Here is a 23098-nt window from a genome sequence, read left to right as displayed (position 1 = left end):
AATTGTTAAGCGTACGGAGAGTATGGGTAGGTTTCAATCAGCAGTTCATAATATCGGGCATCATGCTGTCAGTGGTCTCTGCAACATTTTAGCTGAAGGGTATGCTTTCTGTGAACGTGAAGGAAGAGAGGTGCTAAAGATAGATCTCCTTAATTCAAATAGTAACGTTTCAAAAGAGCTCGATATTGAAATAAGACAATTAAGAGAAAAAGCCGTTTCAATTATAACGACCACATCTGGGACTTCCATAAATGACATTCAAGTTGCGGAGTTATCAATTAATTACAGATTTAATGAAGAAGCTTACCAACTTCACAAAGCTCATATGAAAAACATTGGTGTTTGGTACGGCCATGACCCTTTATATGACGCAGTTTTAATTTGCAAACTGAAAAATGGTCGAGTTTCTAAAAGTGAATTTAGCAATAGAAATGTGCCCCAGTACGCTTAACAAAGTTGTAAACGCGGACAAATAACAGTTGGCTTTGTTCGTGCCTCACAAATTTTAGCCAACTACTATTTGCCGGTTACAACGGCGTTATGCGATAAAACAGAGGAGTGTTTGAATTAGTGAGCTGTTGTTTTGAGGAGTGCGGTTGCCGCTGTGACCAAGCTGCAGATGATGAGTTTGATTTAATAGCAAACAGTGAGCTTGTAAAGCCTATATTGTTACATCGTCTCGCCAGACAAAACATTGGTTGGTTTAGTGATAAGACTATCTGTCATCACCACATCGAAGATTGGAATTTAAATCAAGTAGAAGGGATTTATATCCTTTGGCATAAAAGTGACTATTGTGCAGAGCATGAACGTTTTCACATGCGGGCTCTATATGTAGGGAAAGGTAATATCGGTGCACGTTTTCGCGCTCACTGGAAAAACAAAGATTTTTCTGAGGAGCTGCTTATATATTTCACATACGTGGCTTTGCCAAATCGACTCTCAAAATATATTGAACAGTTGCTACTGGACTTGTATAACTTACCGCTAAACAAATCAGAAAACCCTGGTCGTAAAGTTTTGTGCCAGCATTTTACTCAATTCGAGGTGGATTAATTGCCGCATAACAAGAACATTAAATACGCTCCCTATCGATCGCCGGACTCCGCGTTGCTGCGCCGTTTATGTTGGTGTTAGATGCCTGTATTATTCAAGTCCGGAGTTTTAGTTGGAGATTAGAAAATTAAACACATTGCGTGGGTTGGCTGCATTAGTTGTGTTTATTACTCACTTTAGCGATATAACAAATTGGCTTAATGGAATGTTAGGCGGAGGCTCTGGAGCGTACGGTGTAATGCTGTTCTTCTTGCTGAGTGGCTTTTTAATGTCTCACCTATACCTGACCCAAGAATTCAGCAAAGTTAATATCAAGCACTACTTATTAGCTCGAATCGCAAGAGTAGTTCCATTATTCTTGGTTATTGTACTTAGCTCTTATGTTTTGTCCTTAATCGGCAATGATAGTCTTTATAACATTCCAAATACGAATGCACTGATTAGTCATCTGCTATTTTTATATGGTGATAGCATACTTTGGTCAATCCCCCCTGAAATACAATTTTACTTCATATTTCTGATTTTTTGGTCATTTTCAAAGAATAGGAGAGGCTATATTTACCTTTCAATATTCGCGGTTATGCTCCTACTGTTTTTCGCAAACTTTCCTCGAGTATATGGAGACATAAACGGAGTACGTTACAATTTATTTAATACGTTAAGAAGTTTACCTTATTTTTTTATTGGGGTTATTTTTGGAATGCACTATAAGTCTTTTGAGGTACCGAAATACCTTAAGAAACATTACTTTATTCTAGTGTTACTATTAATACCTGCTATGTACCCAGAAATCTCATCTGTTACGTCTGATGCTAAGACAAGAATGTGGTTAAGCTATGAAGTATTACTTGTAATGAGTTCCCTATTTTTTTGCATTGTATTTTTAGTTCCTGATAACAATGTACTATTAGCTAACAGGTTCGGTGACTTCTTGGGAAAAGTATCTTATTCATTATATTTGCTTCACATGCCAATTATTATTTTTGTAAACAAGCTTAATTTAAATGTTGAATTGAAATTATTATTATCTTTCATTCTAACTGTTTCAGTAGCATTTGTATCATTTAAATATTTTGAAAAGCCCGTTGCTAGGTTCATACGTAACAAAACATTTTACAAGTCGTTTAAAAGGACAAAAAACAGTTGGCTTTTGCTCCTTCGTCGCTAATTTTAGCCAACATATTATTTGCCTCTTAACGAGGCGTTACCAATGTTTGCAATTGGCACTCAGTCAATATAGATGGTTTAACTTACATTATAAATCAGTTATTTATATCGCTAACGGATAAATTGGGTTGTTTCTGGTAAATTCATTATTTTTGTCGGATGGCGTGGCTCCGCCACTTGTCCAACCTACACGGGCACTTATCTGACGAGAGTGGTGATATCACTCCCATCTACACTCGCGCATATTCACTTTATTATTCTTAAAATTAACACCTTCTAATAACAGTTTTTGTCGTTGTTCTTGGTATTTATCACTTCCTTCGGGAAACGATATTTTACCTTGGCTATTAACCACTCGATGCCAAGGGATCGCCGAATCTTTTGGCATCTCTTTTAATAAACGACCTACCAACCTAGCATTATTAGGATAACCCGCAAGTGCTGCTACTTGGCCATAACTGGCAACATTGCCTTTGGGTATACTGGCTATAATAGTGTAAATAACCGTTTCTTTATTAACGTCCATTCTTGCTTAAATACTCCTCACTGAGTAATTTAAATTGCTGCCAGATTTTACGCGCTACAGGCCCATGATGCATAGCATGCTGACGAAAGGCTCTAATTTGCGCACTGAACTGGTGCTCTCTGTCGGTTACAATGATTTGCTGTAATGAGCCAGCGGCTATTTCTTTTTTACAATGCCCTAAACTCATCATTGCCCAACCAGCCCCTGAAAGTAGAAAAGACTTCAAGGTAGATATATCATCAATTTTCATCACCGCAGCCCCTTTTGAATAGGAAAGTCTATCGCTGTCTATGCTCAAGCCACTTTCAAACATAGCCAAACACGGGTAAAGCTGTAATTCATCATAGCTAAGCTGCTTAGGTAAAACCCCTTTAGCTCCTACAATGCCAATATCTAGTTTACCAATGGGTAGACTTTCTAAATCACCAGTTGCATGAAATAAATCAAACCACGGGCCTATTCCAAGCTCGGCTTGACCGGTATTAACTTGTTCTAAAGATACAAACCGCTTACCACTGGTTAAACGAAATTCGGTACTCGAAAAATGCTTAAAAGTATTACTTATGATCTCGTTATAACTTTGCATATGACAAATTTGCTCGTAGCAGACTCTATATTGCGCTTCATTGCCTAATGCCAGCTCTGTTGCGAGCTGAGTAAGTTGCTCATTAGCGGCTAATAGCTGTTTAGCCTCGCGATGAAAAATACGTCCCTTTTCGGTGAGTTGTAAACGATAATGAGAACGGTCTAGTAGGTCAAAGCCTAACTTAGCTTCTAAGTTTTTAATCGCCAATGTGAGCGCTGGTTGCGTTTTATGTAGCTTTAATGCCGCTCCACTTAAACTCGCGCTTTGCACAATAGCATCTAATATTTGTAATTGGTTAAGTTTCATCGGCCACTCAGCACATCATAAGTAAAACTTATTGAGTTTCTAAAATTTAATGAATTTTATTTTATATGTTTGCAGCGTATGCTGCACACACTTATTTAGCCTTTTTTTATCATGGAGATATCATGCCACTGTTTCGCTTATGTTTACTATCTGCGACATTACTAAGTTTAATAGGCTGCTCAGAGCCCGAGAATATAGCTAAAGAAGAGCCTATTCGTCCGGTTAAATTATTTAGCATTGGTCATGATTCACAAACTAACATTCGCAGCTTCCCCGCTGAAGTGGTTGCAAACCAAGGCTCATATCTTGCTTTTAGGGTCAACGGTGAGTTGGTTGAATTTCCTGTATTAGCTGGTGAACAAGTTGAAAAAGGACAACTATTGGCTAAGTTAGATCCTGAGGATTTTCAATTACAATATAACGAACGTAAAGCACGATACGAACTGGCAAAATCACAGCTAAAACGCATTAAACAATTATTCGACAAAAACATCACGAGTCAATCAGAGCTTGATCAAGCGGTTGCTAACGAGCAAGTTGCCGAGTCAGCCTTTAAAATTGCAGAAACCAATTTAGAATACAGTGAGCTTCGTGCTCCTTTTGCTGGCATAGTAGCTAAAGTGTTTGTAAAAAACTTTGAGAGTATTCAAGCAAAACAAAATGTTCTGCGCCTAGAAACTCGCGATTTTATGGATGTAGAAATACAGGTTCCTGAAAAAATCGTGGCGCGCATTCAAAAAGATACCCAATACCAACCTATGGTTGAATTTGATGGCTATCACGACAAGCAATACAAACTCACACTAAAAGAATGGGATACTCAAGCCGATCCGGCAACGCTTACCTATAAAGTGGTGTTTTCATTACCGGTGCCAAAAGATTTTAATTTGCTTGCGGGTATGTCTGGGCAAGTGATGATAGATTTAAGTAAAGTAACTCGCTCACAAACTCCCTACACTATTTTACCAATTGAGTCGGTTTTTTCAGATCCGAATAAAAGCCTAAGCGATAATGCTTATGTGTGGGTTTTTAATCAGCAAACTGGCACTGTACATAAGCAAGCAGTGCAAGTAGGTCAATTACATCACGACACTATTGAAGTGCTTAGCGGCGTAAAAGAAGGCCAACAAATTGTGTCTGCTGGTGTTCACTCTTTACAAGAAGGCATGTCTGTTCGCCCTTGGAATAAAGAGCGAGGCTTATAATTATGGGCTTTGCGCAACTATCTATTGAAAAGAAAGTCATTAGCTGGATGTTTACGTTGTTGCTATTAATAGGCGGCAGCGTGTCTTACTTTGATTTAGGCCAGCTAGAAGATCCTGAGTTTACTTTGAAAAAAGCCATGGTAATCACTTTGTATCCGGGCGCATCTCCACAGCAGGTAGAAGAAGAAGTAACATTTCCAATTGAAAACGCCATCCAACAGCTCCCCTATGTTGATTATGTCACCTCTATTTCATCTAATGGTAAATCACAAATTACCGTAGAAATGAAAAGTAACTATCGTAAACAAGAGCTAAGGCAAATATGGGATGAAATGCGTCGAAAAATTAACGACCTAAGTCCGTCGCTGCCAAGTGGTGTTTACCCGAGTAATGTAATTGATGATTTTGCCGATGTTTACGGCGTTATGTTTGCCGTTACTGGCGATGGCTACTCTTATGATGAATTAAAAGACTATGTTGACTATTTAAAGCGTGAACTTGTTTTAGTCAAAGGTGTGAGCAAAGTCACAATTGCTGGGCAACAACAACCACAAGTAATGGTTGAGGTATCGACCCGCAAGCTTGCACAGCTAGGTATTGCACCTAGTCATATTTATGACTTGCTGCAATCACAAAACACGGTGTCTAACGCTGGACGTATTCGTGTCGGTGATGAGTCTATTCGCTTACATCCAACCGGTGAATTTAAAGATGTAACGGAGCTGGAAACCTTATTAATCTCAAAGCCTGGTGCGAGCGAACTAATTTATTTAGGCGATGTTGCACAAGTGTACCGTGAATATGCTGAAGTACCGACCAATATCATTCATTACAATCAACAACAGGCGCTGCTTATTGGTGTTTCGTTTATGTCTGGGGTTAATGTTGTTGATGTAGGTAAGCACATAGATGAACATTTAGCATCTCTTGAATATCAACGCCCACATGGTATTGATATTAGCTCGGTGTATAACCAACCAAAAGAAGTAGAGCAGTCTGTAGATGGTTTTATTGTTAGCTTAATAGAAGCCATTGCAATAGTTATTGTTGTGCTACTTATTTTTATGGGCTTGAAAAGCGGTGTTCTTATTGGCGGTATTTTATTACTGACGGTATTAGGCACCTTTATATTTATGAAGCTGTTTGCAATTGATCTACAGCGTATATCATTAGGCGCGCTAATTATTGCGCTAGGTATGCTGGTTGATAATGCCATTGTTGTTACCGAAGGGATTCTCATCAACCTTAAGCGCGGTCAAACAAAGCTTAAAGCCGCAGTTAATATTGTAGATCAAACGAAATGGCCACTACTTGGCGCAACGGTCATTGCTATAACTGCTTTTGCGCCTATTGGTTTAAGCTCAGATGCCAGTGGTGAATTTGCTGGCAGCTTATTTTGGGTGCTGTTTATTTCATTGCTATTAAGCTGGATCACCGCAATTACCCTCACCCCGTTTTTTGCCCATTTAATGTTTAAAGAAACCGAATTTAAACACGAACATAATCAAGAACATGAAGACCCTTATCAAGGCATCATATTCAATGGTTATAAAGCGATATTAAATTTAGCTATGCGCTTTAGAAAAACAACCTTAGTCCTTATGGTTGCCCTTTTATGCAGCGCTGTAGTGGGATTTGGCTCGGTAAAACAATCGTTTTTTCCAGCCTCAAATACACCGATGTTTTATGTGGATTACTGGCAAGATCAAGGTGCTGATATTCGTGCCACCCTTGAGGGCATAAAACAGCTCGAAGCTTATTTGCAAAAGGATGAACTGGTCACAGAAATAACCAGTACGGTGGGCCAAGGTGCGCCGCGCTTTATGCTAACTTACGCGCCAGAAAAGTCTTATCCTGCTTATGGGCAGTTAATTATTCGTGTCACAAACCGTGATGCGGTCGCTAAAGTAATGCAAAAAGTGCGTGATTACGCACAGCAACATCCGCTGTCAGCAAAGCTAAAAGTAAAACCAATGGAAATTGGCCCGTCAACCGATGCTAAAATAGAGGCGCGGTTTTCAGGCCCCGATCCGGTGATATTAAGACAGCTATCATCTCAAGCAAAAGAAATTATCGCCAAAGACGACGGTGCTTTTAACATTCGCGATGATTGGCGTGCACGCACTAAAATGATTCGCCCCCAATTTAACGAACAAAAAGCACGCCGCTTGGGGATCACCAAGTTTGATCTCGACCAAGTTCTGTTAACGAGCCTGTCGGGTAAGCAGGTGGGTGTTTATCGTGATGGTACGCAATTGTTGCCTATTATTGCCCGCTCACCAGCTAGCGAGCGCCTAAATGTAGACAGTGTTCACGATTTACAAATTTACAGTCCGGTATTACGCGTGTTTGTGCCGGTAACTCAAGTAGTTGATGAATTTATTGTTGAGTGGGAAGACAGCTTAATTATGCGTCGTGATCGTAAACGTACCATAACGGTAATGGCTGATCATGATGTATTGGGTGATGAAACCCCTGCAAAATTATTTGCTCGAGTTCGCGCTGAAGTTGAGGCAATTGATTTACCGCGAGGCTATGAAATGCAATGGGGCGGTGAGTTCGAATCATCAAGCAAAGCGAAAAAGGCTATTTTTGGTTCGTTACCGCTGGGTTATTTAGCCATGTTTGCGGTAACAGTATTACTGTTTAACTCAGTGAAAAAGCCCTTAGTTATATGGGCAACCGTACCATTGGCTATTATTGGTGTAAGCGCAGGCTTGTTAGTAATGAACGCCCCCTTTAGCTTTATGGCGCTACTGGGTTTATTAAGCTTAAGCGGCATGCTGATTAAAAACGGTATTGTATTGGTCGATCAAATAAACTTAGAACTTAGTGAAGGAAAATCACCCTATCAAGCTGTGTTTGACTCAGGCGTAAGCCGTGTGCGCCCTGTAGCCATGGCCGCTATCACTACAATACTTGGCATGATCCCATTATTATTTGACGTATTCTTTCAATCAATGGCGGTCACCATTATGTTTGGCTTAGGTTTTGCCACCATACTAACCCTGATTGTGGTGCCGGTTTTATACACTGTGGTGTTTAGAATTGACTACCCTAAACAGTCTTAATCATTAATAAAAAAACGCAGCCTAGGCTGCGTTGTTTATTTGCTTGATTTATACCAACTTAATTACTTTTTTAAGCTTAACGTGCCACTGCTCTTAGCTTTAGTTCCTGATGCGGAATTGGCTTTATTGGCATTTGATTTACCAACATAGGTCGTTGAACGTTTCTGATATGGCGTATTACGGCTGCTTTTGTTGGCTTGCTTATGTTGTTCGTTGTTCTTTGTACCTCGAGGCTTGTCACCTTGATACTCACGCTTATGCACTGATTTTGCTTGGTTGCTTGTGGTTAGCCCAACGTTATTATTCGATGTACTATCGTCATACAACGAGTGTTCTTGTGTTTTACCTGAATCAGCAATCGAGTCGTTAATAACCGCCATTTCTGCATCGCTTAAGTGACGCCATTGCCCTACCTTCAACCCTTTAAGGGTTACATTCATAATACGCACACGCTTTAATGTAACCACTTCGTAGCCTAAATATTCACACATACGACGGATTTGACGATTTAAACCTTGAGTTAAAATAATAGTGAATTGCTGGGCACCCGTTTGCGTCACTTTACATTTTTTGGTCACGGTATCTAAAATAGGAATACCGTTGGCCATTTTATTCACAAACTGACGGTTAAGTGGTTTATCTACGGTAACCACGTATTCTTTTTCGTGGTTATTGCCAGCACGAAGGATTTTATTAACGATATCCCCTTCATTGGTTAAAAAAATCAACCCCTCTGAGGGCCTATCCAAGCGACCAATAGGAAAGATACGGTCAGGATAATTAACCGCTTTTACAATATTACTTTGAATTTTTCGTTCTGTGGTACAGGTAATACCTACTGGTTTATTGTAAGCAATGTAAACCCGTTTTGGTGGTGCTTTTAATGGCTTACCATCAACCAATACCACATCGCTTTGTGCGACTTTAACACCCATTTCGGGTAATTCGCCATTAACCGTAACACGACCTTGCTCAATATATTTATCGGCTTCACGGCGTGAGCAAAACCCTGTTTCACTAATAAATTTATTTAAACGCTTTAAGTCTGTCATATGGCAAATCTTCTTAAATATAAAGGCGCATAGTTTAAACTACTCAAGCTATTTTTTCGCGCTTAATTTGCGCTAATTTACGCCATAGGTATTCAAGAGGCCCTTGCTTAAAATAACGACAGTAGAGTGCAGTAAACATAAGCTGTACAACCACTAAGCAAATAGCAACAAGCCAATAATCAATGCGGTTAAAACTAAGCGCCCACTGAGGGAAAAGCACTTTAAACAATAATAACTGCATAATGGTTTGGCTTATGTATAAAGTAAACGCTAACCGCCCTACGTGTTGAATGAGCCCCCCTATTTGCGCGCTGTTATTGCATAGTTTAACGATTAAATGAATATAAAGCAGCGCCACACATAAAGCAGCCAATTCATTAACAGGCTCTTGTAACGCATAACCAATACCTTGTTCATATGACTCTAACACTAATCGTAAGCTAGTCAGCAACACACTTAACACAGCAAGTTTAATTAGCCCCGACCTGCTAAATCCATCACTAAACACATTACATTTGTAGGCAACAATACCAATTAGCATAAAGCCAGCACTTGCCCACAGTAATAAAATAGGCACTGTTAGCAACATATAAATGCTCATTGTTATATTTTGGCTAAAATGCGCACCAATACTTTGGTAATAACTATTATATATCTGGTAAAACTCGGGAGAATCCCTATAGAGTGGTTCTTCATTAAGCCCTAACATAAACATTGCTGTGGCAAGTAAAGCGATAAAAGTAAAAAAGGCCGCTTTGCTTTTAAGCTCTTCGTCCGTGTAATCTAAATAGCGTAATACCAGTAATGCTGACACCCCATATAAAAACAAAATGTCACCCGCCCACAGTAACAACCCATGTATTAAGCCAAACACAATAAGCCAATATAGGCGTTTTTTTAATGGCTGAATACATTGCTGACGCTGAAACTGAATATAAAGACCAGCACCAAATAATAACGTAAATAATGTGCGAAACCGCCCTTCAACAAATATAAGGCTTAAGGTGTGTAAAAAATTATCGCTAGCTGGAGGTGTGGTAAGTGGAGTGTAATTGAGTTCAAAAATTGCAAAGGAATAGCAGTTAATAAATACCAGTCCAAGTACTGCTATGCCCCTTATAAAGTCCATATTATAATTGCGCAAACCCTATCCTTTTAAATATTATCTTTGTAGCTATCGGCCCATTTTACAGCTTGTTTGTATAATTTTGGTAAAAAAGCACTGTCTAAATTAATGAGTGATACCGCTTTCTCAAGCGCCCACCAACTTCCGGTTTCATATGCTTTTACCGTTTCAAGAATATAATATAAGTCATTTTTCTCGCCGGTTAGTGCTGCTTTAATTTCATCTGGGAATGGCAGTTTATCAACCAACAAGTCCATTGGCTTATCTAAAATAGCATCAAGCAAAGAAAACAGCCCAGTTAAAAATGCCTCACCTTGAACTTGTTTGGCGACTTTGCTGGCTATTAATTCACAAAAGCGAGCGCGAATAACACACATTTGCATAAGCTCTATCGGCTTAGTGCGCGCGGTGTGTGCTGTAACAATTAGGCTTACAAACTTTTTTAAACGCGCTTGCCCTAAGTAAACCAGCGCTTGTTTTAATGATGATATTTGGCTTTGCAGGGGAAATACACCACTATTTAATAAACGCAATAGTTTGTATGCTAGTGCTGCATCAAGCTCAAATAACCCGGTGATCACTTTCACATCAGGATCTGGCTTCATTACTTCTGAATAAATGGCAATGACAAGACCATAATTATAATGAATATCTTTTTGCTCTATCATTGCGGGGCGGGCAAAGTAATACCCTTGGAAATAATCAAACCCCATTTGGCGAGCTAATTTATATTCTTCATCGGTTTCTATTTTTTCAGCTAACAGCTTAATATTTTTGTGTTTTTTTAGCTTATTGACCACCAGTGGAATTTCATCCAGTGGCGTGAGCCGAATATCAAATTTAATTAAATTAACTAGCTTTAAAAAACGTTCCCACTGCGGTGAGTAAACAAAGTCATCAAGGGCTAATTTATAGTTACTGTGAAAGAGTTTACGGCATAGCTCGTAGGTATCGTCGGTGGGCTCTATGGTTTCGAGTAATTCAATAACCACATCTTTACAGGGTAAAAATTCGCATAAATCGAGTTTTAATGATTCAGGACCAATATTGATCAGTGCTTTTTTACCCGAAGTAATATGGCGAGTACCTAAGTTAAGCTGGTTTTCCATGATCAGGCGAGCCGTTGCTTGACCATCAGAAACACCTGGAAAGCAATTTTCAGGGCTATCGCGAAACAGTAGTTCATATGCGACTACATTTTGATTACGATTAAGGATTGCTTGCCTTGCCACAAATACCGACACATTACCTACTTTTCATTATTTCCACCAGACTAAGTAATTAAAGCGCAAATAGGAACGGATGTCACTGAACTTTAATAAATTTTTTAATATAAGTATGTAATATAATCAGTTACAACGTCATCCCAACCAAAGCGGCTGTTCTTAGCGCTATTTTTTATCGCTTGCCATTGCTTAGGATTAGCGTGATTTACATTCAAGGCCTCAGATAAACTATGCAACAGTGCCTCTGCCTGAGCTAATAAGGTAACACCAGTAAAACTAAAACCAGTCACATTATGCTCAACTGTATCTTTTAAGCCGCCAACACTGTGCACAAGACAAGGCTGACCTGCTCTCATTGCCAGCATTTGACTAATACCACACGGCTCAAAAGAACTAGGCATTAAAAATAAATCCCCTAGTTGATACATTAAATCACCAACACCTTGGCCATAACCTTTTAAAAACAATAAATTGCTATTTCGTGCCATCGCAGTGGTAAATAATTGTTCTAGTTTTTTATCGCCCGAGCCCAATACAATCAAACGACCATTATATTGGTTTATAACCTTGCATACCTCATCAATAGTTAAACTATCGTTGTATGGCTGGCACAGCAGCAATACTTTTTGCTCGGTGAGCCGCCCTACACTGGTCACTAAAGGCCCTTGCTGCTCTGATGCCATAAATTGTAAAACCCGTTGGTGAGCAATATAGTGGCTGCTTTCTAAGTGTACGTTTTTTGCCATCCAACTAAAAAGCGTAGCTTCTATCTGCTCTAAAAGCTCGCTAAGCGTTGCCTGCTTCGGGTGTTGAGTTGTGTAATCACAGCCGTTGAGGATCCCAATCAGCTTGCCCTGCTCAGCCGCTTGTTGTAAATCACGCTCAAGTCCTTCACCACCAAAAAAGCCGCCTGCATCGTTACTCGCAATCTGCACTTCTTGACTATAAGTGGGTGAAACCACATGTACTTTATCGGCTAAATTAATAGCACTGCGCATGGGGTTAAAGCAATGAGGGTAACGGGGATCACAAAGCAATTGGCCATCATAACTTAATGAGGGAAACCACGCTTCTAAGCTAGAGTCATCGTCTTTAAAAGGGCGAATACCTTGTAAGGCTAAGTTATGAACCGTGTACACCAAGCGCAGCTTAGCAAGTTTACGATAGCGAGGCTCAAATTTTAGTAACACCGCCACACAAGCACTGTGCCAGTCGTGTAAATGTAACGTGTTTGGTTGTTTTAAAACCCCTTGTAAAAGCGCTTCACAAATCGCGGCATTAAACAGTGCAAACTTACTCGCATCAGTAGCAAATGGACGATTGTCATCATCGTTGCAATACACACTATGTGATTGGCTGAACAAAGGGTGGCTTATTACTATTTGCCTCACTGCATTTTGCGTTTGTGGAATTTCAAACAGCGATAAAACGTGAGAGGCTGAATTAAACGCAACGTTGACTTCACCAATAAAACGGCGCTCACCCAATTCAAAGCCATAATCAGGAATTACCACATCAATCGTTAGTCCCTGTGCCGCTAACGCTTTAGGTACGTCACGTATGACATCGGCAACACCACCGACTTTGGCATTAGGTAACGCATCATTTTCTGCGGCAACCATTAATACATGCATTTATTTACTCTTATAGTTAGCTGCAAGGCTTTCGCCTTGCTATTTAATTATTGATTTAACTTAGTGTCTAACTTTGTCAGCATCTCGCGGGTTACCAAAACAATTCCCTTTTTAGATACTCTAAAACCATTGGCTTCGTCGGTTTTACGATCATAACCAATTTCTAATCCTGGGGGGATCTCACAGCTTCTATCAATAATGGCACGTTTTATTTTACACCCACGGTTAACTATAACACCGGGTAAAATAACCGACTCTTCAATAGTACAATATGAGCGAATATGTACATTAGAAAACAGTAATGACTTTCTCACTAATGAACCTGAAATAATACAGCCGCCCGATACGGTTGAATCAACAGCCATACCTCGACGATCGTCATCATCAAAAATAAACTTAGCTGGAGGAAGCTGCTCTTGGTATGTCCAAATTGGCCAAGTAGGGTCGTACAAATCCAATTGAGGCTCAGGCATAACCAACTCCATGTTCGCTTCCCAAAATGAATCTAAAGTCCCTACATCGCGCCAATAAGGTTGCCCTACTTGTGCAGGATCTCTAAATGGGTAAGCAAACACATTATGCTCTTCGATAATGGCGGGAATAATGTCATGACCAAAATCACGTCCTGAGCCTTCGGTTTGTGAATCTTTTTGTAATTGCTCAAATAAAAACTCAGTATTGAATACGTAATTACCCATTGACGCTAAACACGTACCTGGTTTGCCAGGCACAGAGCTTGGTTCAGCTGGTTTTTCGTCGAATCGCCGCACTCGATTTTCTTGATCAACGGTCATTACACCAAAGGTGCCTGCTGCTTCTTCAACCGCGACTTCTAAACAGCATACGGTCATATCGGCACCATTTTCGACATGCTTTGCTAACAAACCGCCGTAATCCATACGATATACATGATCGCCTGACAAAATCATTACATATTTAGGTAGTTCATGGCGAATAATATCCATATTTTGAAATACCGCATCGGCAGTACCGCAATACCATTCATCACCATTGCGCTGTGATGCAGGTAAAATCTCAACAGACTCGCCTAACTCCTTTTTAAAGTGTCCCCATGCACGATTTACATGGCGTATTAGCGAATGAGATTTATATTGCGTTGCAATCCCTACTCGCCTTACACCAGAGTTAATACAATTTGATAGTGGAAAATCAATAATACGGTGCTTACCGCCAAAATAAACGGCTGGTTTTGCTCGCCAGTCTGTTAGCTCATGCAGACGAGAACCTCGTCCGCCGGCTAGAATGAGTGCATAGGTGTCTCTGGTTAAATTACTTATATAGCGATTTGCATAACTGGGCATATTACTCTCTCCATTTAGTGTCAGCTATTAGTGTCAGTGTTTGTTTTTACTGTTTGCTGTGAAGTATCTAGTGGGGTTAAGTGCCATATGTCATCACAATATTGGCCTATTGTTCTGTCACTAGAAAATAAGCCACTGGCCGCGGTATTTAAAATACTCATTTGAGTCCAGTGGGTTTGATCAGCGTACGCTTTATCCACTTCACGCTGCGCTGCAATGTAACTGGCAAAGTCATGTGCGGTTAGCCATGCATCGTCTTTGCTTTTAATGCCGCTAATGACATCATCAAATAAGCCGGGTTCAAATAGATTAAAATGACCACTTTCAAGGAGATGCATCACGCTATTTAGATCTGAGTTATTCGCAATAATTTCACTGGGATTATAATGCGCTCTAATTTCGTCAATGTGCTCGGCTTGTGCGCCAAATAAGAAGAAGTTTTCAGCTCCTACTGCATCGCGGATTTCAATATTCGCGCCATCTAACGTGCCTATTGTGAGCGCACCATTCATCATAAACTTCATGTTGCCGGTACCGGATGCTTCTTTACCTGCTGTAGAAACTTGCTCCGACAAATCTGTTGCAGGACATATAGTTTCCATGGCGGTTACATTATAATTAGGTAAAAACGCGACTCTTAGAAAAGCAGATACCTGTGGGTCTTTGTTGATCACCTCAGCAACATTATTAATCAGTTTAATAATTTTCTTCGCCATCATATAACCAGGTGCGGCTTTACCTCCGAGTAATACACACCGAGGTACCATGCCTTGTGTATCGCCACGACGAATGCGGTCGTATAAATGAATAACATGTAGCACATTGAGTAACTGGCGCTTATATTCATGAATACGCTTTACCTGCACATCAAATAGCATATTTACATCAAACTCGACGCCACACTTTTGTTTTACTAAATCGACTAAACGCTGCTTGTTTTGCCGTTTTGCCTGCTGCAATGTTACGTGCAATTGCGGATCATCATAAAAACGGCGTAATTGGCTAATTTTTGCAAAGTCGCCTACCCAGTCTTTTCCTATTTTCTCGCTAATAATATGGCTCAGACCCGGATTACAATAAGCAAGCCAACGCCTTGGTGTCACCCCATTGGTTTTGTTATTAAACTTTTCAGGCCATAATGAGTAAAAATCTTTAAACAAACCCGCAGTTAATAACTGGGTATGCAGTGCGGCTACGCCATTGACTGAATAACTACCAACAATGGCTAAAAAAGCCATGCGAATTTGCGGCTCTTCGCCCTCTTCAATTAATGATAAGTCTCGTTGCTTTTGCACATCACCCGGCCAATGCCTTGCAACCTCTGCTAAGAAACGGGCATTAATTTCATAAATAATTTCTAAAATACGTGGTAATAATTTAGCAAATAACCCCACTGACCACTTCTCTAATGCCTCCGGCAATAAAGTGTGATTTGTATAAGCCATGGTTTTGGTTGTGATGTTCCATGCCTGATCCCAGTCGAGTTCATGGTCGTCAACTAAAATTCGCATCAGCTCTGCCACGGCAATACTAGGATGAGTGTCGTTAAGCTGAAAAACATGATGCTGAGCAAAATCAGTAAAATTATCTCCGTATTGCTCAATCCACTGGCTCAGTACATCTTGAATGCTTGCCGATGATAAAAAGTATTGCTGGCGTAAACGCAGTTCTTTACCATTTTCACTGCTGTCGTTAGGGTACAACACCATGGTTATTTGCTCTGCGAGGTTTTTTTGTGCCACCGCTTCTGAATAACTACCGGCATTAAATTCGGCTAAATTAAATTCATCTGTAGCTTCAGACTTCCAAAGCCTAAGGGTATTAACAATATTATTTTTATAGCCCGGAATAGGAACATCATAAGGAACCGCAAGCACATCTTGGGAGCTAATCCACTGGCGATGTTCACGGCCAAATTTATCAGTATAACTTTGTACATAACCCGAGAACTTAACTCGTTTAGCTTGCTCTGGAGCGCTCAATTCCCAAGGGTGACCTTCGCGTAGCCAGTTATCTGGCTGCTCAATTTGGTTGCCTTCTTTTATTGATTGATTAAACATGCCGTATTCATAGCGAATTCCATAACCCACTACTGGCAGCGCTAAACTCGCGCAACTATCTAAAAAGCATGCCGCTAAGCGCCCCAAGCCACCATTACCTAAGCCAGCATCATGCTCTGCTTGTTCTACATTTTCCAACTCAGTACAGTAAGCTTGCAGTGCAGTACTTACCTGAGATTCTAAATCAAGGTTGAGTACCGCATTACCCAGTGCTCTACCCATTAAAAACTCTAGCGATAAATACGCTGTTTTACGGCGTTTTTGTTGTTTAATTTGCTGATTAGTTTCTCTGCAACGCGCAACGAGTCTATCTCTTATTGTCAGCGCCAATGCATGATATAAATACAACTGCGACTCTCCCACCACATCACGCCCTAAGGTGTAATAAAAGTGGCGAGTTAAATCATCACTTAAGGTACTTTCATCAATAACCGGGCCTTCTTGCCAGCCTTTTACCACACACACTTGCTCGTCTTGCTTAGTCATAATCTTCGCCTTCTAAATTGGCACTAAAAACCCAACTACTTTGTGCTGAAATATTCACGGTTGCATCTTCTTCAACAACAGTTGATGCGTTATTTACGCTTGATAACACTAACGCCCATGTCGCAGTAATGGGCGATTGTGGTAATTGGCAGACCACGGGCTGTTTACTGGCGTTTAAAATAATTAATAAGGCGTGCTTATTTTGCTTATCAAGTAAGCTATACATTAAAAATTGTCGCGTATCTTCATGCCAATGTGTTTCATCCATTTTTTTACCTTGCTCGGTGAACCACTTAACGGTGAAACGTTCATCAATATCATCTAAAAACACACTGTGTTTAAACGCACTGTGACCGTGCCTAATTTTTAATGCATCATCTATAAACTGAATTAAGCAATGGTTTAGTTGTGAGTCTTTCCATGCCAGCCAGCTTGTGCGGTTATTCTGGCAATAAGCGTTATTATTACCACCTTGAGAATGGGCCATTTCACTGCCAGCGGCTATCATTGGCACCCCTTTAGAGAGTAGCAAGGTAAGTAAAAAGTTTTTTTGTTGTTGGAGCCGTAAGTTTATTATTTCAGGATCGCTACTAAATCCCTCAACTCCGCAATTAAACGAATAATTAGCGCTGTGGCCATCTTGATTGTTTTCACCATTTGCTTGGTTATGTTTGTGCTCATAACTGACTAAGTCGGCAAGGGTAAAACCATCATGACTGGTAATAAAATTAATACTATTAAGCGGGCCGCGGTTACTGTGTTCAAAAATATCAAAGGAGCCATGTAAACGCTTAGCTACATCACTAATAATGCCTTTTTCACTTTGCCAAAAGCGTTTAATCACATCACGGTATTGATCATTCCACTCACGCCAAGGAGCAGGAAAAGCACCTAACTGATACCCGCCAGGGCCTATATCCCACGGCTCACTGATCAGTTTTACTTTATTTAATATAGGATCTTGTGCAACGGCCTGTAAAAACGTATGAGAGGCACTAAAACCCGTGCTTGAACGCCCTAAAATGGTGGCTAAGTCAAATCGAAAGCCATCAACCCCCATAACTTCCACCCAATAACGCAAGCTATCAAGAACCAATTGCAAGGTTTTTGGATGATCAATATTTAAGGTGTTACCACAGCCAGTATCATTTATATATACATTGGGCTGCCCATTAATAGTGCGATAATAAGTGAGGTTATCGAAGCCACGTAAAGACAATATAGGTCCATCACTGCCGCCCTCAGCAGTATGGTTGTATACAACATCTAAAATAACTTCAATATTGGCGCGATGTAGTTCGCTGACCATCTGTTTAAATTCGTTTATATCGTCATTAACCAAATAGTCTTTGTGGGGAGTAAAAAAATTGATGCTATTGTAGCCCCAGTAATTTTGCAGGCCTTTAGTAATTAAAAACTGTTCACTTATAAACGCATGCACAGGCAAAAGCTCAATAGCGGTCACCCCTAAACTTTTTAAATGCTCAATAAAGCACGGGTGGCTTAGGCCTAAAAACGTGCCTTGCTGTACTTTTGGAATACCTGGATGACGACACGTAGCACCTTTTACATGACACTCATAAATTACCGTATTAGCCCAGCTATGCTGTGGCTTTTTATTGGTATAAGCAACCGATGTAGTCACTTTAGATTTAGGCATATCTATCGCATTATTAACCTCGCTTTTAGTGCCTATCGGCATTTGTCCGTAATGGCGCTCGCTCCAAGTAAACTCGTTAAACAAGTCTTTTGCATAAGGGTCAATCAGTAATTTATGTTCATTAAATAACATACCTTTTTCATGGTTATACTCACCATCAACCCTAAAGCCATATAATGCGCCAGCGCTCAGTGGTGCAACGTGAATACTCCACACCCCGCCTTCATTAATATTCATCGCTATTTTTAATATTTCTGTATGGCCACTTTTATCAAATAAACAAACAAAAGCTTGGCTTGCATTAGGGGCGTATAAGGCAAAGTTGACGCCGTTGTTTTGTACAGTCGATCCCAATGGAAGAGATGCACCATGGGTAACCTCAAAGCAATTACTCATCATTCACCTTTTGTAAGTAAACAGTGGTTAAGCCACCCATCTGTAATGTAATACTGTGATCAAAGCCATGGCTTGGTTGATTAATTGAATGAATAAGTTGGCTTGGCTCATCAGTGATATTAATGCCTGAGCCAAAAAAACATGACTCATCAGTATTTAATATCACCTTATAACTGCCTTTAGCAGGCACGCCTAAAGTAAAATGTTGATAAGCAGTTGGGGTAAAATTAGCGACAATAACCATAAAATCGTCAGCGCTTTTAGCATAACGAATAAAGCTAAATATACTTTGCTGACTGTTATCATTATCTATCCATGAAAAGCCTGTAGCACAGCTATCAAGCTCATAAAGTGCTGGGTGGGCTTGGTACACATGATTAAGGCGTTTAACCGTATCTTGAATACCTTGATGACTTTGATGCTCAAGCAAGTGCCAGTCTATTGAATGGTCATGATCCCACTCTTTTCGCTGTGCTATTTCGGCGCCCATAAACAGAAGTTTTTTTCCTGGATGCGCCCACATAAACGCATAATAAGCCCGTAAATTAGCAAACTGTTGCCAATCGTCACCGGGCATTTTGTTTAGAAGTGAACCTTTACCGTGGACTACTTCATCATGACTCAGTGGTAAAATGTAATTTTCACTAAAAGCATACACCATAGAAAATGTCATTTTATGATGATGGTATTTCCTAAATAGTGAGTCTTGCTGCATGTAATGGAGGCTGTCGTTCATCCAGCCCATATTCCATTTGTAACCAAAGCCCAAACCATTATGCTCAACGCTTTGCGTTACTCCGGGCCACGCCGTTGACTCCTCAGCCACCATCATAATACCGGGGTTATTTTTATAACTGCGTATGTTTACTTGTTTAAGGCACTCAATTGCCCCTAAGTTTTCTCTGCCACCGTAGCAATTAGCTACCCATTGCCCTTCTTTTCGGCTGTAATCAAGATACAACATAGATGCCACTGCATCTACTCGCAGTCCATCTATGCCAAATTGACTGAGCCAATACATCGCATTCGATATTAAAAAGCTTTTAACTTCAGGGCGATCGTAATTATAAATATAGGTATTCCAATCAGGGTGAAACCCTTGACGCATATCAGCATGTTCATATAAATGAGTGCCATCAAAACAATGTAACCCATGAGGGTCGCTTGGAAAGTGCCCCGGCACCCAATCGAGTAAAATACCGATATTGGCTTTATGGCATTGCTCAACTAAGTATTTAAAGCTGTTGTAATCACCAAAGCGGCTTGTAGGCGCAAACAAGCCTACCGGCTGATACCCCCATGAGCCATCAAACGGGTATTCACTAATAGGCATAAGTTGTAAATGCGTAAACCCCATTTTAACCACGTAACTTACAAGCTTATCTGCCAGTTCGCTGTAGCTTAAATAACGATTATGCTCAGCGCGTTGCCAAGAACCTAAGTGCACTTCATAAATACTAATAGCGGCATCAATATGATTACGCTTTTGCCTATTTTTGATCGCTTGTTCACTAAGCGTAATAGAGGTGGGTTTGTATTGTAAAATGCTTGCTGTACCTGGCGCTTGCTGCATTTTAAAAGCAAAGGGATCGGCTTTATCTAAAACTTCACCACTGAGTGTGGTGATAGCAAATTTGTAGCACATATCGGCGCACAGCCCCGGGATAAATAACTCCCATACTCCACTAGCCGGATGAAATCGCATAAAGTGACGATTGGACTGCCAAAAGTTAAATTCACCAATCACTGAAACGCTGGCAGCATTTGGCGCCCACACACAAAAACGAACACCGTCAACGCCCTGTTGAGTAATAAATTGCGCGCCTAAGTGCGCATAAGCATGCTCAAGACTCCCTTCATTGAACAAGTACATTGCTTGCTCATCAAGGGTACTACTAAAACTGTATTCATCGTAAATGGTAATATTATTGCTTTTATAGCTAACATGACATTGATACATACTGCTCGGCATGCTTGATAGCTCAGCTATAAATAAATCACTTTGTTTATAGCGCAATGCAGTAATTGTTTGATCACCAATTAACAATTCAACCTGCAGTGCTGCTGGCAAATACACTCGAATTTCTATGCCGCTTTGTGTACTGTGCGCTCCTAAAAAACTAAACGGGTCTTTAAAGCGTCCTGCTGCGAGCGCAGTAACTTGTGCGTCATAATCAGCCAAAGGCGCTGATTTCATATTTTTTATACTGCCCATTTACCCATTCCTCATTGAATGTATTGCAGTCAAAAGTGATGCATTATCAGTAAAAATATCCTCGCACGTATGTGTTAACATCCGTCTCCAATTGGGATATTCTTTATCTGTACCCGGAATATTAACTGGGTAGCATTGTTTGTCTAAGTCATCAATTTGTAGGGCAAATAATCGCGATGGCGACTTTGCTAAACACAAAGCCAGCGCGCTATAAATCGCAAAAGCATCGGTGTTTAATGACATGTCAGAATGTGTGTCTTGTGCATTAATAAAATCAACTAACCGTTGTTGCTCTTGTTGACGTTGCAGCACTAGCTGCTGGTGTTTAGCGGCATCAATCAGCTGATACTGTTGTTTGAGGGTTAAATCACTATGCTGCCACCAGCCAACAAATGGCGGTACGTCATGATTTGCAATCATCAGCAGGCATTGTTCGCTAAGCTCATCACGATTAACAAATTCATCATTTTGTTGTTTTTCGAAATAAAATAAACTGTTTGAAAAAATTCCACTGCTCACCAGCGCTTCTTTTACTTCAGGTGGCACAACACCTAAATCTTCGCCTATCACGACAGCCTTATTTAGGTGAGATTCTATTTTCAAAATAGCTAACAAGTGCTCGAATGGATAGTAAACATAGCAACCATCTTGGCTGTTATTATTGTTAAAGCACCACCATAAACGTCTAATTGCCATAACATGATCAATGCGTAATCCACCCACAGCATTCATATTGGCGCGTATAAGTGAGCGGTAAAAATAATAGTTATTGTCAGCAAGGCGCTGAGGATTTATTGCTGGCAAACCCCAATTTTGGCCACTTTCAGCCCAAGGATCTGGTGGAGCTCCCACAGTCGCATCTTGGCTAAACAGTTTCTGCTGATGTTTATATTCGCTGCCCTCTTTGGCACAGCCAACTGCTAAGTCGTTAATCAAACCAATCGCCATTCCTTGGTCGATACAATGTTGTTGGCACAGTATGAGTTGGCTATGTGCTTGCCATTGCAGGTAATGGTCGAATGTCGGTTCTGTGGTTTCTAGCATAGCAAGTACATCACGGTGCTGTTTACAAAATGCAGTAAACTCGTTATGCCGTGCTTGACTACCCTGTTGTTGAAAATGTACAAAAAGCAGTTTAAAGGCATTATATTTCTGCTCAGTAACCGTTTTATAATTAATAAAGGCTTTATCTTGCTCGCTGTGCGACGTTAAACAACAAGAGGATAAGTAATCATCTAAAGCGGGGTTGTTAATACTATCTGGCGATAAGTTAATTGCTATATACAATGGATTGAGTAACGCGCGGTTACTGGGGTTATAGGGACTAGCGCACTCTGGGTTATCTGCAAATAATAAGTGCAGAGGATTAAGTAAAATATAATCCATTTTTTGTTTTGCACATAACGTGGTTAATTCAAGTAAATCATTAAAATCACCAATTCCCATTCCGGCTTGGTTTTTTAATGTATATAACTGAATTGATAAGCCAAGGCGTTTACTATCGGCAATTTGATAAACTTGTTTAGGGATAGACCAAATTTGTGTACTTGCTGATTGTTCACCCGTGGTTAGAAACGCATCATAATAACCCGTAGGTAAATGGGTAAGTGGCAACGCTATTTCAATATAACGGCAGTCATTTAAAAAATACTCGCCTAATGGCGCATAGTCAGCTATTTGTTCGAATTGCAGCTTTATATTTAATGCAGGTATATTAAGCGTAATTTTATGGTGCGCGTCGGCTTCTTTAATACGTACTTTAAGCACATTGCTAGGCTGTTTTACTAAGCTAACAGCCGGTGCAAGCGTTAACCAAGTGGCCGCATCTAATTGATAATTTAACTTATCTATTTGCGCTGCATCACTGGTGTCAACGCCACAACACTGCAAGGCTAACTTGCGCGTTTGTTCGCTAAAAACAACGTGTTCACCAGTGTACTTAGTGTATTCATAGCCTATTCCATGCAAATAAAATAATTGCGATAGTGCGTCCATTCACCAACC

General features: G+C 40.3%; 16 protein-coding genes. 5 read left to right on the top strand and 11 right to left on the bottom strand.

What is annotated here, in order from left to right:
* Positions 1 to 22 precede the first annotated feature (22 nt).
* From CWB75_RS07255 to CWB75_RS07245, 3 genes are all read left to right on the top strand, one after another.
* Positions 23 to 451 carry a hypothetical protein gene (locus CWB75_RS07255; protein WP_138570266.1) on the top strand — a complete coding sequence of 143 codons (429 nt, stop codon included), beginning with the start codon at positions 23 to 25 and terminating at the stop codon, positions 449 to 451.
* Positions 452 to 558: 107 nt separating this feature from the next.
* Positions 559 to 1056, top strand: coding sequence for a hypothetical protein (locus CWB75_RS07250; protein ID WP_138570265.1), 498 nt, complete (start codon positions 559 to 561; stop codon positions 1054 to 1056).
* 160 nt (positions 1057 to 1216) lie between these two features.
* Positions 1217 to 2224, top strand: a complete 1008-nt coding sequence (locus CWB75_RS07245; RefSeq protein ID WP_249362309.1) for an acyltransferase family protein — start codon at positions 1217 to 1219, stop codon at positions 2222 to 2224.
* A gap of 219 nt (positions 2225 to 2443) precedes the next feature.
* On the opposite strand, the gene CWB75_RS07240 is transcribed toward CWB75_RS07245, so the two are convergent.
* Positions 2444 to 2749, bottom strand: coding sequence for an MGMT family protein (locus CWB75_RS07240; protein WP_055012013.1), 306 nt, complete (start codon positions 2747 to 2749; stop codon positions 2444 to 2446).
* On the bottom strand, positions 2739 to 3641 hold the full coding sequence (locus tag CWB75_RS07235) for a LysR family transcriptional regulator (protein WP_138570263.1): 903 nt from the start codon (positions 3639 to 3641) through the stop codon (positions 2739 to 2741). The genes CWB75_RS07240 and CWB75_RS07235 overlap by 11 nt, the downstream gene beginning before the upstream one ends.
* Before the next feature lie 122 nt (positions 3642 to 3763).
* On the opposite strand from CWB75_RS07235, the gene CWB75_RS07230 reads away from it, so the two are divergent.
* Complete coding sequence (locus tag CWB75_RS07230) at positions 3764 to 4846, top strand: efflux RND transporter periplasmic adaptor subunit (protein WP_041709337.1); 1083 nt, start codon at positions 3764 to 3766, stop codon at positions 4844 to 4846.
* A 2-nt stretch (positions 4847 to 4848) separates the two neighbouring features.
* Positions 4849 to 7917 (top strand): efflux RND transporter permease subunit, encoded by a 3069-nt coding sequence (locus CWB75_RS07225; RefSeq protein WP_138570262.1) that lies wholly within the window; start codon positions 4849 to 4851, stop codon positions 7915 to 7917.
* 62 nt (positions 7918 to 7979) lie between these two features.
* Here the strand turns inward: CWB75_RS07225 and rluF are convergent, their stop codons facing one another.
* From rluF to malQ, 9 genes are all read right to left on the bottom strand, one after another.
* Positions 7980 to 8969, bottom strand: a complete 990-nt coding sequence (gene rluF / locus CWB75_RS07220) for a 23S rRNA pseudouridine(2604) synthase RluF (RefSeq protein WP_109874940.1) — start codon at positions 8967 to 8969, stop codon at positions 7980 to 7982.
* A gap of 43 nt (positions 8970 to 9012) precedes the next feature.
* A complete protein-coding gene (locus CWB75_RS07215) occupies positions 9013 to 10113 on the bottom strand; it encodes a DUF418 domain-containing protein (protein ID WP_502704779.1) in 1101 nt (366 codons plus the stop codon).
* Between the two features lie 11 nt (positions 10114 to 10124).
* Positions 10125 to 11339 (bottom strand): EAL and HDOD domain-containing protein, encoded by a 1215-nt coding sequence (locus CWB75_RS07210; protein ID WP_075170221.1) that lies wholly within the window; start codon positions 11337 to 11339, stop codon positions 10125 to 10127.
* Between the two features lie 83 nt (positions 11340 to 11422).
* The gene (locus CWB75_RS07205) at positions 11423 to 12955 is read right to left on the bottom strand and encodes a glycogen synthase (protein WP_138570261.1); all 1533 of its coding nucleotides are present in this window, start codon (positions 12953 to 12955) and stop codon (positions 11423 to 11425) included.
* 47 nt (positions 12956 to 13002) lie between these two features.
* Positions 13003 to 14277, bottom strand: a complete 1275-nt coding sequence (gene glgC / locus CWB75_RS07200) for a glucose-1-phosphate adenylyltransferase (protein ID WP_138570260.1) — start codon at positions 14275 to 14277, stop codon at positions 13003 to 13005.
* 20 nt (positions 14278 to 14297) lie between these two features.
* Positions 14298 to 16823 (bottom strand): glycogen/starch/alpha-glucan phosphorylase, encoded by a 2526-nt coding sequence (locus CWB75_RS07195; RefSeq protein WP_138570259.1) that lies wholly within the window; start codon positions 16821 to 16823, stop codon positions 14298 to 14300.
* Positions 16816 to 18879 carry a glycogen debranching protein GlgX gene (gene glgX / locus CWB75_RS07190; protein ID WP_055012004.1) on the bottom strand — a complete coding sequence of 688 codons (2064 nt, stop codon included), beginning with the start codon at positions 18877 to 18879 and terminating at the stop codon, positions 16816 to 16818. Before glgX ends, CWB75_RS07195 begins: the two co-directional genes overlap by 8 nt.
* Positions 18872 to 21094 (bottom strand): 1,4-alpha-glucan branching protein GlgB, encoded by a 2223-nt coding sequence (gene glgB, locus CWB75_RS07185; RefSeq protein ID WP_138570258.1) that lies wholly within the window; start codon positions 21092 to 21094, stop codon positions 18872 to 18874. Before glgB ends, glgX begins: the two co-directional genes overlap by 8 nt.
* Positions 21095 to 23089, bottom strand: a complete 1995-nt coding sequence (malQ, locus tag CWB75_RS07180; protein WP_138570257.1) for a 4-alpha-glucanotransferase — start codon at positions 23087 to 23089, stop codon at positions 21095 to 21097.
* Between the last annotated feature and the right edge of the window lie 9 nt (positions 23090 to 23098).

This window comes from Pseudoalteromonas sp. S1608 (assembly GCF_005887265.1).
Lineage (GTDB): Bacteria > Pseudomonadota > Gammaproteobacteria > Enterobacterales > Alteromonadaceae > Pseudoalteromonas > Pseudoalteromonas undina.
This window is presented reverse-complemented; position numbering and strand designations above follow the sequence as displayed.

Excerpts from the sequence above, each read along its gene's own strand:
- rluF (WP_109874940.1), bottom strand. The coding sequence starts at position 8,969 with ATGACAGACTTAAAGCGTTTAAATAAATTTATTAGTGAAACAGGGTTT.
- CWB75_RS07255 (WP_138570266.1), top strand. The coding sequence starts at position 23 with ATGGGTAGGTTTCAATCAGCAGTTCATAATATCGGGCATCATGCTGTC.
- malQ (WP_138570257.1), bottom strand. The coding sequence starts at position 23,089 with ATGGACGCACTATCGCAATTATTTTATTTGCATGGAATAGGCTATGAA.
- glgC (WP_138570260.1), bottom strand. The coding sequence starts at position 14,277 with ATGCCCAGTTATGCAAATCGCTATATAAGTAATTTAACCAGAGACACC.
- CWB75_RS07195 (WP_138570259.1), bottom strand. The coding sequence starts at position 16,823 with ATGACTAAGCAAGACGAGCAAGTGTGTGTGGTAAAAGGCTGGCAAGAA.
- CWB75_RS07230 (WP_041709337.1), top strand. The coding sequence starts at position 3,764 with ATGCCACTGTTTCGCTTATGTTTACTATCTGCGACATTACTAAGTTTA.
- CWB75_RS07205 (WP_138570261.1), bottom strand. The coding sequence starts at position 12,955 with ATGCATGTATTAATGGTTGCCGCAGAAAATGATGCGTTACCTAATGCC.
- CWB75_RS07225 (WP_138570262.1), top strand. The coding sequence starts at position 4,849 with ATGGGCTTTGCGCAACTATCTATTGAAAAGAAAGTCATTAGCTGGATG.
- glgB (WP_138570258.1), bottom strand. The coding sequence starts at position 21,094 with ATGGGCAGTATAAAAAATATGAAATCAGCGCCTTTGGCTGATTATGAC.
- CWB75_RS07240 (WP_055012013.1), bottom strand. The coding sequence starts at position 2,749 with ATGGACGTTAATAAAGAAACGGTTATTTACACTATTATAGCCAGTATA.
- CWB75_RS07235 (WP_138570263.1), bottom strand. The coding sequence starts at position 3,641 with ATGAAACTTAACCAATTACAAATATTAGATGCTATTGTGCAAAGCGCG.
- glgX (WP_055012004.1), bottom strand. The coding sequence starts at position 18,879 with ATGAGTAATTGCTTTGAGGTTACCCATGGTGCATCTCTTCCATTGGGA.